Source organism: Variovorax sp. 20P10.2.4, from assembly GCF_058244205.1.
On the sequence record NZ_JBZAYE010000192.1, the window covers coordinates 1 to 11,782 of the forward strand.

The 11,782-nt window shown below is 70.3% G+C and carries 12 protein-coding genes and 1 tRNA gene; 5 read left to right on the forward strand and 8 right to left on the reverse strand.

Annotation, left to right across the window (positions count from 1 at the left end):
• The 3 genes from AC27VN_RS18815 to AC27VN_RS18825 form a co-directional block, all read right to left on the reverse strand.
• On the reverse strand, positions 1–767 hold a 767-nt coding region (locus AC27VN_RS18815), incomplete at its 3' end, for a phosphatase PAP2 family protein (RefSeq protein ID WP_490877494.1).
• Positions 768–783: 16 nt separating this feature from the next.
• Positions 784–2,583, reverse strand: a complete 1,800-nt coding sequence (locus tag AC27VN_RS18820) for a bifunctional alpha/beta hydrolase/class I SAM-dependent methyltransferase (protein ID WP_490877495.1) — start codon at positions 2,581–2,583, stop codon at positions 784–786.
• Positions 2,580–3,224 carry a CDP-alcohol phosphatidyltransferase family protein gene (locus AC27VN_RS18825; RefSeq protein WP_490877496.1) on the reverse strand — a complete coding sequence of 215 codons (645 nt, stop codon included), beginning with the start codon at positions 3,222–3,224 and terminating at the stop codon, positions 2,580–2,582. The genes AC27VN_RS18820 and AC27VN_RS18825 overlap by 4 nt, the downstream gene beginning before the upstream one ends.
• A 170-nt stretch (positions 3,225–3,394) precedes the next feature.
• Here AC27VN_RS18825 and ruvB point away from each other — a divergent pair, with 170 nt between their 5' ends.
• Together ruvB and dmeF are read left to right on the forward strand one after the other, a co-directional pair.
• Positions 3,395–4,459, forward strand: coding sequence for a Holliday junction branch migration DNA helicase RuvB (gene ruvB, locus AC27VN_RS18830; RefSeq protein ID WP_208513869.1), 1,065 nt, complete (start codon positions 3,395–3,397; stop codon positions 4,457–4,459).
• Between the two features lie 13 nt (positions 4,460–4,472).
• Positions 4,473–5,441, forward strand: a complete 969-nt coding sequence (dmeF, locus tag AC27VN_RS18835) for a CDF family Co(II)/Ni(II) efflux transporter DmeF (protein WP_490877497.1) — start codon at positions 4,473–4,475, stop codon at positions 5,439–5,441.
• A 21-nt stretch (positions 5,442–5,462) separates the two neighbouring features.
• Here the strand turns inward: dmeF and AC27VN_RS18840 are convergent, their stop codons facing one another.
• Positions 5,463–7,193 (reverse strand): lysoplasmalogenase family protein, encoded by a 1,731-nt coding sequence (locus AC27VN_RS18840; protein WP_490877498.1) that lies wholly within the window; start codon positions 7,191–7,193, stop codon positions 5,463–5,465.
• A 94-nt stretch (positions 7,194–7,287) separates the two neighbouring features.
• Here AC27VN_RS18840 and AC27VN_RS18845 point away from each other — a divergent pair, with 94 nt between their 5' ends.
• On the forward strand, positions 7,288–8,157 hold the full coding sequence (locus tag AC27VN_RS18845; RefSeq protein ID WP_093347983.1) for a UDP-2,3-diacylglucosamine diphosphatase: 870 nt from the start codon (positions 7,288–7,290) through the stop codon (positions 8,155–8,157).
• A gap of 12 nt (positions 8,158–8,169) precedes the next feature.
• On the opposite strand, the gene AC27VN_RS18850 is transcribed toward AC27VN_RS18845, so the two are convergent.
• Positions 8,170–9,093 (reverse strand): LysR family transcriptional regulator, encoded by a 924-nt coding sequence (locus tag AC27VN_RS18850; RefSeq protein ID WP_490877499.1) that lies wholly within the window; start codon positions 9,091–9,093, stop codon positions 8,170–8,172.
• Between the two features lie 136 nt (positions 9,094–9,229).
• Here AC27VN_RS18850 and AC27VN_RS18855 point away from each other — a divergent pair, with 136 nt between their 5' ends.
• Positions 9,230–9,931 carry an SDR family NAD(P)-dependent oxidoreductase gene (locus tag AC27VN_RS18855; RefSeq protein ID WP_490877500.1) on the forward strand — a complete coding sequence of 234 codons (702 nt, stop codon included), beginning with the start codon at positions 9,230–9,232 and terminating at the stop codon, positions 9,929–9,931.
• A gap of 15 nt (positions 9,932–9,946) precedes the next feature.
• On the opposite strand, the gene AC27VN_RS18860 is transcribed toward AC27VN_RS18855, so the two are convergent.
• Positions 9,947–10,162: a hypothetical protein gene (locus tag AC27VN_RS18860; protein ID WP_296798419.1), complete on the reverse strand. Its 216-nt coding sequence runs from the start codon at positions 10,160–10,162 to the stop codon at positions 9,947–9,949.
• A 199-nt stretch (positions 10,163–10,361) separates the two neighbouring features.
• Here AC27VN_RS18860 and AC27VN_RS18865 point away from each other — a divergent pair, with 199 nt between their 5' ends.
• Positions 10,362–10,592, forward strand: a complete 231-nt coding sequence (locus AC27VN_RS18865; protein ID WP_490877501.1) for a hypothetical protein — start codon at positions 10,362–10,364, stop codon at positions 10,590–10,592.
• 85 nt (positions 10,593–10,677) lie between these two features.
• Here AC27VN_RS18865 and AC27VN_RS18870 read toward each other — a convergent pair.
• Together AC27VN_RS18870 and AC27VN_RS18875 are read right to left on the reverse strand one after the other, a co-directional pair.
• A tRNA-Met gene (locus tag AC27VN_RS18870) sits at positions 10,678–10,754 on the reverse strand.
• A 35-nt stretch (positions 10,755–10,789) separates the two neighbouring features.
• The coding region (locus tag AC27VN_RS18875; protein ID WP_490877502.1) for a vWA domain-containing protein at positions 10,790–11,782 on the reverse strand (993 nt) is incomplete at its 5' end.

The following is an 11,782-nucleotide window of genomic DNA, read 5'->3' on the forward strand; positions in this document are numbered from 1 at the left end:
AGCGCCAGCGAGGCCGCGGGCCAGGCCAGCCACAGCGCCCAGCCGCCGCCCCACAGCGCGAGCGCGAGACAGGCCAGCGCGCCCAGCGCATAGCAGGCCGCGAGCTTCCAGCGTTGCGGGTCGCGTGCGAGCCGCCAGGCGCGCGGCAGCGAGACCGTGCGCCGCAGCGGCCACAGCCAGATGCAGACCAGGCCCAGCAGCGCGCCGGTCGGGATGTCGATGAAATGGTGCTGCCAGGTGGTCAGCACCGAGGCGCAGATCGCGAAGGCCCACAGGTGCAGCACGAGGCGCGCCCAACGCGGCCGGATGAACTGCCGATACCAGTCCCACAGGATCACCGCCAGCGCGATGTGCAGCGAGGGCGCCTGGTTGTAGGGCTGGTCGAAGCCGCGCAGCGCCGCGAACAGGAAGGCCGGCGCGCCCTCGACCGCGGGCTGGCCGAAGCTGAAGTGCAGCGGCCAGATCACGAAGCAGGCGCAGGCGATCAGCGTGGCGCTGACCAGCCGCGCGCCGTGGCGGTCGAGCGTGTGGCGGTCGCGCGCGAGGAACAGCGACAGCGCGTAGAAGACGTTGATGGTCCAGTAGGGAAAGATGGTCCAGGGCCAGAACGGCACCTGGCGTTCCCACGCGAAGGCCATCGAGGGCACCTGCGCGCGCGTGGTGGCCCACCAGTTGGCGAGGCCGTAGGTCAGGTAGAACAGCGGCCCCAGCAGCACCAGCCAGCCGGCGGCACGCTTCCAGGGTGTTGCCGCGAACCAGGCACGCATGGCGTTGCGGGCCCGCTCAGTGCTCGGTGCGCCGGGCCAGCGAGACGGTGAAGATGCCCCACTCGTCGCTGCGCTGGTCGATCTTGCGGAAACCCGCCTCCTCCACCAGCTGGTCCATCTCGACCTGCGTGCGGCGGCGCATCACCCAGGCCTCGCCCTGGCGGTGGCTGGTGAGCGCGCGCGCGATCATCTCGAGCTGCGGATGCCAGGGCTGGCCGGTGTAGACCAGCCAGCCGCCGTCCTCCACCGCGTCGCCCACGCCCGCGAGCGAGCGCCGCACCATCTCGTTGTCGGGGAACAGCTCGTACAGCCCCGACACCACCGCCAGCGTGGGCCGCGGCGTGACGCTCGCGAGGCTCATGCGGTCGAAGGCGTCGGCCTGCACGAACTGGGCGACGTCCTCCAGGCCCTTCTCGGCGATCAGCGCGCGGCCGTCGCGCACGTTGATCTCGCTGTAGTCGCGCAGCAGGATCGAGCTGGCCTTGACCGGGCTCGCGAGCACCGCGTCGAGCACGTAGCGGCCATGGCCGGCCGCGATGTCCATCAGCCGCACCTCGCGGTGCATCTCGGCCAGCCGCTCCATCGCGATGCGCAGCAGCTCCTCGACGTGGATCTTGCGCTGCCGGATGCCGCGCCAGCCGATGGCCTCGAGGTAGTTGCGGTCGATCGCGCGGCCCATGGCGCCCTTGCCCTGCGCGACGTTGCGGTAGACGTAGTCGAGCGTGCTGCCCGAGTCGAAGCCGGTGTCGTGGCCCAGCTTCACGCCCTCGGACAGGCCGCCGCCGAAGCGCAACCCGGCGCGCGTGAGCGACCAGTAGAGGCCGCGCGGCGACAGCGCCGGCAGCGGCGCGGCCAGCGCGCGCGATTCCTCGGCGGTCTCGCCCTCGAGGTGGGCGCCGCGGCGGTCGACCGGCGCGGGTGCCTCGTCGAACAGGCGCAGCACGAATTCGCGGATGGCCTGCACCGCGGGTGCGCGGTCCTTCTCGCCCAGCGTGTCGTGGAAGAAGCCCGGCAGCACCGTCTTGGTCTTGACCGCGCTGCCCAGCCGTTCGAAGAACTGGTGCTGCGGCTTGTGGTGCACCACCCAGTCGGCGCCCGAGATCAGGAGCTGCACCGGCAGCGTGATCGCGTTCGCATCGGCCACCACGCGGTCGGCCGCCTCGTACAGGCCGAGCAGGATGTTGACCGCGATCGGCCGCGTGATCAGCGGGTCGCTCTCGTAGCTCGCGATGCGCGCGGGGTCGTGCGTGAGGAACTTGGCCTTGACGTAGCTGTTGACGAAGAACAGGCCGCGCAGCTTGTGCATCAGCGCCAGGCCCGGCCGCGCGAACGGCACGTAGAGCTTGACCTTGAAGGCCGGCGAGGCCAGCGTGAGGCCGCGCACCTTGGGCGCGTAGTCATGGGCCCAGGTCGCGACCAGCACCGCGCCCACGCTCTGCGCGATCACGTGGATGTCGTGCTCGGCCACGCCGTGCGCGCCGACGATGTGCTGCACGAAGGTCTGCACGTCGCGCACCGAGGTGCCGAAGCTGGGGCTGTAGCCGCGCTGGCCCGGCGAGCGGCCGTGGCCGCGCGCATCCCAGGCGAAGACGTCGAAATCGGGCAGGTCGAGCTCGTCGACCAGGTGCGCCATGCGCGCGCCATGCTCGTGGCCGCGGTGGAACAGCACGATGGCGCCGCGCCGCGCGGGGCCGGTGGCCGGCCAGTGGCGATAGAACAGCGATTCGCCGTCGTGGGTGCGGAACTGGCGCTCGGCCAGCGGCCGTTGCGTGAGCGGAGACGGCGAGGCGCCGGTGTCGGTGGTGTTGTCGTTCATTGAATCCCTGTTGTTTGTTTTGGTGTGGTGCCGTCCGCGGCCTCGGCTTCGGCGAGTGCGCGGCGCACGCGGTTGACCACGGTCCAGGCCACCAGCAGCGCCAGCAGCGGCATCAGCAGCGCGGTCCAGCCCGGCAGCGGGCCGCCGAGCGCCACGTAGAGGCCGAGCGCGCCGAACACGAAGGCGCGGTCGCTCTTGCCGAGCGGCCCATCGTAGCGGCGCGAGGCACCGACCGTGGGGCCGAGCGCGCCGGCGAATTCGCTGAGGCCGGCCAGCACGATCACGGTGCCGACCCAGAACGGGCTGAAGGGCTGCACCAGCACGAAGGGCAGGTACAGCGCGGCATCGGAGACCACGTCGGTGAGTTCGTTGAGGAAGGCGCCGAGCCGGCTTTGCTGGTGGTGCTCGCGCGCCAGCATGCCGTCGATGGCATTGAAGGCCATGCGCAGGAACATCCAGGCCGGGATCAGCCCGAAGGCCGCGAGCGAGGGCGCGGCCAGGTAGAGCCACAGCCCGATGGCCACCGAGACCACGCAGGCGCTCAGCGTGACCTGGTTGGCAGTGACGCCCCGTGCATGCAGTCCGACCACGAGCGGCCGAAGCAGGGCCTGGAAACGCGGCTTCAGTTCGTAGATCGACACTGTCGTGATCCCCTCTTCATTCTGGTCGGGGCATTCTGCCAGTGCAGGCGAGCGCTCCTGTAGGCGCAGGTCCCGCCTGCAAAAGCCCGCGAAAGGCCCTCGTGGCGCCGGGGCCGCGGGCCGTCCGCGGCGGCGATGCAGCCACTAAACTCGCCGCACCCCCCGCGCCCATGACCATCCAGACCGACGACTTCGCCCCCGCCCCGCAACGCGTGGTGTCCGCCGCGCCCGCCTCGCCCAACGAGGAGGCGATCGAACGGGCCCTGCGCCCCAAGCTGCTCGACGAGTACGTCGGCCAGGCCAAGGTGCGCGAGCAGCTCGAGATCTTCATCGGCGCCGCGCGCAAGCGCCGCGAGGCGCTCGACCACGTGCTGCTGTTCGGCCCGCCGGGCCTGGGCAAGACCACGCTGTCGCACATCATCGCGGCCGAGCTCGGCGTGAACCTGCGCCAGACCTCGGGCCCGGTGCTCGAGAAGCCCAAGGACCTGGCGGCGCTGCTGACCAACCTCGAGCCCAACGACGTGCTGTTCATCGACGAGATCCACCGGCTCAGTCCGGTGGTCGAGGAAATTCTCTACCCGGCGCTCGAGGACTACCAGATCGACATCATGATCGGCGAGGGCCCGGCCGCGCGCAGCATCAAGCTCGACCTGCAGCCCTTCACGCTGGTGGGCGCCACCACGCGCGCGGGCATGCTCACCAACCCGCTGCGCGACCGCTTCGGCATCGTCGCGCGGCTGGAGTTCTACACGCCCGAGGAGCTCGCGCTGATCGTGCGCCGCAGCGCCGGCCTGCTCAAGGTCGAGACCGACGAGACCGGCGGCTTCGAGATCGCGCGCCGCTCGCGCGGCACGCCGCGCATCGCCAACCGGCTGCTGCGCCGCGTGCGCGACTACGCCGAGGTCAAGGGCGACGGCCGCATCACCGAGGAGATCGCGCACAAGGCGCTGGCCATGCTCGACGTCGACCCGCAGGGCTTCGACCTGATGGACCGTAAGCTGCTCGAGGCCGTGGTGCACCGCTTCGACGGCGGCCCGGTGGGACTCGACAACGTCGCGGCCAGCATCGGCGAGGAGCGCGACACCATCGAGGACGTGATCGAGCCCTACCTGATCCAGCAGGGCTACCTGCAGCGCACGCCGCGCGGGCGCATCGCCACGCTGGCGGCCTACCGCCACCTCGGCGTGACGCCGCCATCGAGCCGCGCCGAGGGCCAGGACCTGTTCGGCAGCTGAGAGACTTTTCACCATGCACACCCATGACCTGAGCGCCTGGCAGCACGAGCACCACTTCGGCAGCGACAACGAACGCGCCGAGCGCAGCACGCGGCTCGTGATGTGGATCACCGCCGCGATGATGGCGATCGAGATCGGCGCCGGCTGGTGGTTCAACTCGATGGCGCTGCTGGCCGACGGCTGGCACATGAGCTCGCACGCGCTGGCCATCGGCCTCAGCGCCTTCGCCTATGCGGCCGCGCGGCGCTATGCGCGCGACCCGCGCTTCGCCTTCGGCACCTGGAAGATCGAGGTGCTCGGCGGCTTCGCGAGCGCGCTGGTGCTGCTGGGCATCGCGGCGCTGATGGTGGTGGGCTCGCTCGAGCGGCTGTGGTCGCCCTCGGCGATCCACTATCCCGAGGCGATCTCGGTGGCGGTGCTGGGGCTGGTGGTCAACCTGGTCTGCGCGCGGCTGCTGGGCGGGGCGCACCACCACCCTGGCCACGACCACGGGCATGCGCACGACCACGATCACGACCATCGCCACGCGCACGGCGAGCACGGCCACGACCTGAACCTGCGCTCGGCCTACATCCATGTCGTGGCCGATGCCGCGACCTCGGTGCTCGCGATCGCGGCGCTGCTGGGCGGGTGGTTCTACGGCTGGGCCTGGCTCGACCCGGCGATGGGCATCGTCGGCGCGGTGCTGGTCGCGGTCTGGGCCAAGGGGCTGCTGAAGGAAACCGGCAAGGTGCTGCTCGACCGCGAGATGGACCACCCGGTGGCCGAGGAGATCCGCGAGGGCATCGAGGCCGGCCTGGCCGATTCGCTCACGCGCGTGGCCGACCTGCACGTGTGGCGCGTGGGCCGCGAGGCCTATGCCTGCGCGCTCACGGTGGTGACCCATTCGGCCACGCTCACGGCCGACCAGGTGCGGGCCTGCTTCTCGATGCACGAGGAGATCCGTCACTCGACGGTCGAGATCCAGCGCTGCCACGACTGACGCGACCGCTGGCGCACGGCGTCAGCCCGGCGTCCGCGCGTGCCGCACGATCAGCGTCTGCGCCACGTAGTAGGTCGCGAGCACCCACAGCTGCGCCAGCGGCAGCGGCGCCACGAAGCGGTTGGTCGCGAGCAGCGCGTCGCTCAGCATGAAGCAGCAGGCGCCCGCCGCCACCCAGCCCGCGGCAGCCTCGCGCAGTACGAAGGCCCGGCCCAGCGCCTGGGCCGCCATGCAGGCGATCACCAGTACGTAGAGCGCGACCGGGATGCGCAGCGCGGCCGGCAGCCCGCCCTGCCACAGGAAGGCATACATCGCCGCGCCGATCGCCAGCGTGACCGCCAGCGCCGCGGGCCGCGGGAAGAAGCCCACGCCGAGGCGAAACACGCCGATGTAGGCCAGGTGCGCGAGCAGGAAGCACACGAGGCCGGGCACGAACAGCGAGGCCGGGCCCATCAGCAGCACGTCGCCCGCGAGCGAGCCGACCAGGCCCGCGACCAGCAGCAGGTCGAAGCGCGTCATGCCGCCGGGCCGCGCCAGCGCGCGCCGCGCGGCGATGAAGACCGCGATCGCGAGCGCCAGCGGCTTGGTCGCGTGGTGCAGCAATGGCAGGCCGAGCGCGGCGCTCGCGGTCGCCAGCGCCGCGGCTTCCACCAGCAGGGCCTCGGCGATCGAGAGCCGCCCCTGCAGCACGCCGCCGATGGCCCACAGCGCGGCGGTGAGCGCGGCCAGCCACACGCTCGAGCGCGAGAGCGGCATGCCGTCGGAGAACCAGAGGAACACCGCCACGGCCGCGAGCAGCAGCAGGAACTGCACGCCCGCGAACCATTGCGCGCCGCGGCCCACTTCGGGCTCGTAGCGCCGCACTTGCGCGATGTCGAAGGCCGGCTTCGGAAAGCGCGCCGCCACGTCGGCCGGCCGCCAGCCCGGCGGCTTGAGCCACACGCGCAGCTTGTCGCCCCAGCTGCGCGCATGCCACGAATCCTTGGCCAGGCCCCAGTAGACCTCGGCGTTGGCCCACAGCGGGTCCCAGCTCGCGAGCGGGCTGCGCGTGCCGTAGACGCAGCGCTCGTCCTCTTCCTTGAAGCTGCCGAACAGCCGGTCCCAGACGATCAGGATGCCGCCGTAGTTGCGGTCGAGGTAGCGGTCGTTGACCGCGTGGTGCACGCGGTGGTTCGAGGGCGAGCAGAACCAGCGGTCGAACCAGCCGAGCTTGCCGACCTGCTCGGTGTGGACCCAGAACTGGTAGAGCAGGTCAACCAGCGACACCACGGCGAACACCAGTGGCGGCACGCCCGCGGCCGCCATCGGCAGGTAGAAGATCCAGCCCAGCAGCGCGCCGCTCGAGGTCTGGCGCAGCGCGGTCGACAGGTTGTAGTGCTGGCTCTGGTGGTGCACCACGTGCGCGGCCCACAGCACGGCCGACTCGTGGCCCATGCGGTGCAGCCAGTAGTAGCAGAAGTCGTAGAACACCAGCGCCAGCAGCCAGCCGTACCAGGTGGTCCAGAAGTCGGTGTCGGGGAACAGCGCCACGGCCGAGTACACCGCGGTGTAGATGCCGATGCGCAGCAGGCCGGTGAGCACCGCGCTGATCTGGCTCAGCATGCCCAGGCCGATGCTGTTGACCGCGTCGGCGAGGCGGTAGGTGTCCTGACCCGTGCCGCGGCGCGCGCGCACGCGGCCGACCGCGAACTCGATCGCGATCAGCAGGAAGAAGACGGGGGTCGCGAGGACGATGATCTGGCCAGGGCGCATCGCGCGATTGTGGGCCGCGCGCGCGTGGGGACGTCATCGGGATGTCACGCACTTGCCATGGCCAGGTCACGCAAGACAGCCAACCTATCGGTCCATGCAACGCGACGATGCTTTTCTGCGCGCATGGCGCGACACCGATGCCCGCCCCCCCGAGGCGGAGGACGAGGACGTTTCGCGGCCGATGCAGCGGTTTCGAACGCTGTGGATCTCCGACCTGCACCTCGGAACGCCGGGCTGCCAGGCGCGGGCGTTGCTCGACTTCCTCAAGCACACCGAGTGCGAGACCCTGTTCCTGGTCGGCGACATCATCGACGGCTGGCAGCTCAAGCGGCACTGGTACTGGCCGCAGGCGCACAACGACGTGATCCAGAAGCTGCTGCGCAAGGCGCGCAAGGGCACGCGCGTGATCTTCATCCCGGGCAACCACGACGAGTTCGCGCGCAAGTACCTGAACCACAACTTCGGCGGCATCGACGTCGCCGAGGAATGGATCCACGAGACCGCCGACGGCCGCAAGCTCTGGATCATCCACGGCGACCTGTTCGACGGCGTGATCCAGTGCGCCAAGTGGCTGGCCTACGTGGGCGACTCGCTCTACGAATTCACGCTCAAGCTCAACCGCCACCTCAACTCGCTGCGCGCGCGGCTGGGGCTGCCGTACTGGTCGCTGTCGAAGTACCTCAAGGGCAAGGTCAAGCGCGCCGTGAGCTACGTCGGCGACTTCGAGAACGCCGTGGCCCGCGAGGCCCGCAACCGCGGCGCGCAGGGCGTGGTCTGCGGCCACATCCACCATGCCGAGATGCGCGACATCGACGGCATCCTCTACTGCAACGACGGCGACTGGGTCGAGAGCCTCACGGCGCTGGCCGAGCATGCGGACGGGCGGCTCGAGATCATCGAGTGGTCGGCGCACATGCCGGTGCCGTCGAAGGTCGCGCCGGCGCGCGAGGCCGTGGCGGCCTGAGCCGCTGGCCGCTCAGGGATAGGCGGCTTCGCACAGCGCCAGCACCTCGCCGCGCAGCCAGCGATGCGAGGCCTCCTGGTCGAGCCGCGGATGCCAGATCGCCGAGACGTTGAAGGGCGGCGTGGGCACGGGCAGCTCGAAGTGCCGCAGGCCCAGGGCCGCAGCATGGCCGGGCGTGAACCGATTGCCGAGGCAGGAGTGCGGGATGACGGCCAGCAGGTCCGACTGCCGCGCGACCTGCATCGCGTGGGTGTAGGCCGGCACCACCATCGCCACCTGCCGTGACAGGCCCCGCGCGGCCAGCGCTTCGTCGACCGGGTGGTCCATCTCGCCGGCGCGCGAGGCGACCACGTGGCCGCAGGCCGCATAGCGTTCGGCGGCGATCTCCGTCTCGTCGAGCAGCGGATGGCCGCTGCGGCACACGCCCACGTAGCGGTCGCGGAACAGCCGGCGCGTGCGCAGTTCGGGCGCCGTGGTCCTGAGGGTGCCGATCTCCAGGTCGATCCCGCCCTCGCGCAGCGGCCGGGCGTCCCAGTCGGGCTTGGGCACGAAGCGCAGCCGCACCTGCGGCGCGGCCTGGCGGATCCGCGCCAGCAGGGGCGCGGCGAGCAGGTCGATGAAGCCCTCGCCGGCGCGCAGCGTGAAGCACTGGTCGAGCGTGGCGATCTGCAGCGCATGGTCGGCCGGGGCCAGCGCGGCCTGCGCCTCGCGCGCCAGCGCCGGGATGCGTTCGCGCAGCTGCATCGCATAGGGCGTGAGCACCAGGCCGCGGCCGGCCTGCAGCAGGAGCCGGTCGCCCGTGGCCTCGCGCAGGCGCATGAGCGTGCGGCTCATGGCGGACACGCTGAGCCCGAGCCGCCGCGCGGCGCCGGTCACGCTGCCCTCGGTCAGCAGGGCATCGAGGGCGGGCAGCAGGTTGAGGTCGACGCGGGGCATGGCGCCAGCATAGGGCAGGAGTGGCCAGGCGTGGCGTTCAATGCAATCGTTGGTTGCAGGCCAGGCGTCTGGTGCAAGGAAGAGGGCGTGCCCAGAATTCGTGGCATCGCAGTCCCGAAGAAAAGGAGCACGCCTCATGTCCCATCCGCAACACAACATCCTCGTCGTCGGCGCCTCGCGCGGTCTCGGCCATGCCATCGCGGCCGAATTCCTGAACAAGGGCTGGAAGGTCATGGGCACGGTCCGCGGAACGGCCCGCACCCTGCTGCACGACCTGGCCGACGCGCATCCCGGCCGCGTGGAGATCGAGTCGCTCGACATCACGCACCCCGGGCAGATCTGGGCCCTGCGCGAGCGGCTGGCGGGCCGCCGGTTCGACATCCTGTTCGTCAATGCCGGCACCACCAACCCCGATCCGACCCAGACCATCGGCGAGGTCTCGACCGAGGACTTCGTGAACCTCATGGTCGCCAATGCGCTGAGCCCGATGCGGGTGGTGGAAAGCCTCGCGGGCAATGTCCCGTCGGACGGCCTGATCGGCGTCATGTCGTCGGGACAGGGCAGCATCGCCGACAACGAGACGGGCCAGCGCGAGGTCTATCGCGGCAGCAAGGCGGCGCTGAACCAGTTGCTGCGCAGCTTTGCCGCGCGCCAGGCCGGAACGCCGCGTGCCCTGCTGGCGATGGCGCCCGGCTGGGTGCGCACCGAGCTGGGCGGGCCCGAGGGCCGGCTGACGATCGAGCAGAGCGTGCCGAGCCTGGTCGAGGTGATGCTCGCGAAGCGTGGGCGGCCCGGGCTCGAATACCTCGACTACCGGGGGCGCACGGTGGCGTGGTGAGGCGGTGCGCCGCGCTCAGGGTGGGGCGGCACCCTCGTTGAGGCGTCGACGGCCCAGCGGCGTGATGGCAAAGATCACCGCCGGGCGGGCGTCCGGTCGCTCCGGGTTCGGCAACTGCGCCTTGATCATCCCGGCGGCTTCCAGAACGATCGCGCTGCGGACGTCCTTTTCGTCGGCGATGACCAGCGGGAACGAGGCGTCTTCGATGCGGCGAAGAAAGTCCATGGGCATTTCACGTCTCCAGAGCTGCTGCGCGCACCTGCCGCGCAGACTGGACGCTCGAAAAGAGACTCGAGCGTCACGAAACAGACTTTACGTCTTGATGGCATTCGCACCGTGACTTTTGTCACATTGGAGCGCAATAATAAGGGTTCACCATTAATACTCAGGTATCAACACAATGTCGGTTTTTACCTGCTGTCAATGCAGCGTGACCCATCTGAACCGGATCGAGCGCAGCACCTGGATGCGGTTCTTTCCCTGGCTGCGCGCCTACCAGTGCAGCAACTGCCGCAAGGTGCAGCTGCTGTCGCCGCGCGCGGTCAATGAGGCGCTGGCGGCCCATGCGTCGAGGGCCGCGCGTCATCCGGGGACTCGGCCGGGCGAGCGGAAGGCTCCCGTGCTCAACGATGTGCCCAAGCGCAGTCCCGATGTGAACTGATGTGCAGACCAGTCGCTGGTGCAAGCCAGCGGCAGGACCAAAGAAAAAGCCCGCTGTCCGATGGACAGCGGGCTTCTCTTTTGTGTGGTGGCTCTTCACGGACTCGAACCGCGGACCTGTGGATTATGATTCCATCGCTCTAACCGACTGAGCTAAAGAGCCGAGCCCGCGATTATAGCCCAGGCTTTTGGCACAGTTCAACCACCGCGCGAAGCTTGCGCGCCCGGCAGCTTGCCGAGTTCCTCGGACACCAGCCGCACCACCAGCTTGTCGAGCGTCTGCACCGAGTAGTTGCCCACGTCGTGCACGGTCTGCGTGCCCGGGCCGCTCGCGGGGTCGGCGGCGTTCCGGTAGGTCAGGAACACGAAGCGCCCGCCGGTGTATTGCGCGATCTGGCGCTGGATGTATTCGCCCTGCTTGTCGAGCCCCGAGGCGCCCACGCTCAGCACCTTGATGCCCTTGCCGAGCGCGGCGGCCATGCTGTCGTCGTACTGCGGACCGGGGTAGTCCAGGTGCGGCGGCGCGTCGGCCAGCAGCATGACGAGCCGCGTGGTGTCGTCGCCGCGCCAGCTTAGGCGCTGCACCGTCTCGTGCAGGGCCTCGTTCATCGCCTCGGGATAGTCGCCGCCACCCGCGGCCTGCAGCGCGTCGAGCGCGCCCTGGAAGGCATCGAGGTCGTTGGTGAAGTCGTGCCGGCGCACCACGAACTCGTCGCTGAGGTCGCGGTAGGCGACGAGGCCGAAGCAGGTGTCGGGACGGCTCGGCAGGCGTGCGACCTGGTCGGCGATGTCGCGCAGCGTGCTGCGCAGGCGGGCGATCTCGTCGCCCATCGAGCCGGTGGCGTCGATCAGGAACACCAGGTCGAGCTGCGCGCGCGCGGGGCGGGCGCCGGGGCGCTCGAGCACCACGTCGACCGCATTCTTCTGGCCACGGCGCAGGAACGAGGTCGCCTGGCGGCCGTTCTTGCGCACGGTCACTTCATAGACCGGGCTCGGCTCGGCATCGAAGGCCTTGGGATGCAGCCAGGCGCGTCCGCCCGCGTCGGTGCGGGCCCACATCGCGGCGCCGTTCGCGGCCTGCACGGCGACCTCGGCATCGGGCACGACGCTGCCCTGCGCATCGCGCACCTGCAGCAGGTAGCGCTCGCTGATGTCGCGCTCGCGGTGCGCGACCTGGGTGCGGTTGCGGAA

What these genes read in the sequence shown, in the direction of transcription:
- AC27VN_RS18820 (WP_490877495.1), bottom strand. Translation starts at nt 2,583, where the DNA reads ATGAACGACAACACCACCGACACCGGCGCCTCGCCGTCTCCGCTCACG.
- ruvB (WP_208513869.1), top strand. Translation starts at nt 3,395, where the DNA reads ATGACCATCCAGACCGACGACTTCGCCCCCGCCCCGCAACGCGTGGTG.
- dmeF (WP_490877497.1), top strand. Translation starts at nt 4,473, where the DNA reads ATGCACACCCATGACCTGAGCGCCTGGCAGCACGAGCACCACTTCGGC.
- AC27VN_RS18840 (WP_490877498.1), bottom strand. Translation starts at nt 7,193, where the DNA reads ATGCGCCCTGGCCAGATCATCGTCCTCGCGACCCCCGTCTTCTTCCTG.
- AC27VN_RS18845 (WP_093347983.1), top strand. Translation starts at nt 7,288, where the DNA reads ATGCAACGCGACGATGCTTTTCTGCGCGCATGGCGCGACACCGATGCC.
- AC27VN_RS18850 (WP_490877499.1), bottom strand. Translation starts at nt 9,093, where the DNA reads ATGCCCCGCGTCGACCTCAACCTGCTGCCCGCCCTCGATGCCCTGCTG.
- AC27VN_RS18855 (WP_490877500.1), top strand. Translation starts at nt 9,230, where the DNA reads ATGTCCCATCCGCAACACAACATCCTCGTCGTCGGCGCCTCGCGCGGT.
- AC27VN_RS18860 (WP_296798419.1), bottom strand. Translation starts at nt 10,162, where the DNA reads ATGCCCATGGACTTTCTTCGCCGCATCGAAGACGCCTCGTTCCCGCTG.